Source organism: Campylobacter sp. RM12647 (assembly GCF_020138135.1).
Lineage (GTDB): Bacteria > Campylobacterota > Campylobacteria > Campylobacterales > Campylobacteraceae > Campylobacter_E.
Map to the genome: position 1 here is coordinate 1 of NZ_JACGAS010000059.1, position 866 is coordinate 866.

The window sequence follows — 866 nt, forward strand, 5'->3', positions numbered from 1 at the left end:
TTCTATCTTACCACTTGGAGTTCCTAATCTATTAGTAATTGGGTCATCTCTAAAATCTTTCATTTTTACGAAATTCTTAGCTTCTTCAGGAGCTTTAAATTCTACATAGCCTTTAGCCCAGAACTCATCAAAGGTTGGCATTGATAGGCCTGTAGCACTTGCTTTATCGCGAGCTTCATTATAAAAATATTGCACCCAACCCATCATATCGCGACCTTCTGTAAAGGCATTTAATGCGTTATCTCCAAAATGTTTTAATATACCACAACAAATATCATAGTCATTTTTCGCATTGTAAAGTGGTTGTATGGCTTGTTTAATTGCAAATATATATCTGTTAGTATTTGCTTTAGTTATATCATTTCTTTCTATTTCAGTAGTAGCCGGTAGAACTAAATCAGCATGTCTTGCACTAGCAGTCCAAAAACAATCTTGAACTATAAAACTATCAACCTTAGCAAATGCTTTTAATTGTCTATTTCTATCTTGATGATGGTGCATTGGATTACCACCAGCCCAATAGATACATTTTATATTAGGAAATACTTTTTTCTTTCCATTAAAATCATATTCTTTACCAGGATTTTCAAGCATATCTACTATTCTTGAAACAGGAATTACTTCGTTTTCTCTATTGCTCCATTCTCCTTTAGTTGATGGACTAACACTTATACCACCAATTCCTGGAAATCCAGCAAAATCCTTGCTCGTGTCAAATGTAGCTCCACTTCCAGCACCATTTAAAGTTAGAGAGCCTGGAATTGGTAACCCACCTGCATAATGATATGCAAACCCATATCCACCACCATCAAGTCCAATTTGTCCTAAAACAGATGCAAGAGTTATCATAGCCCAGTGAGCTTGTT

At 35.3% G+C, this 866-nt stretch carries 1 protein-coding gene; it reads right to left on the bottom strand.

Translation table 11 applies throughout. From position 1 onward, the window contains the following. The coding region (locus tag AVBRAN12647_RS09575) for a molybdopterin-dependent oxidoreductase (protein ID WP_336615114.1) at positions 1-866 on the bottom strand (866 nt) is incomplete at both ends.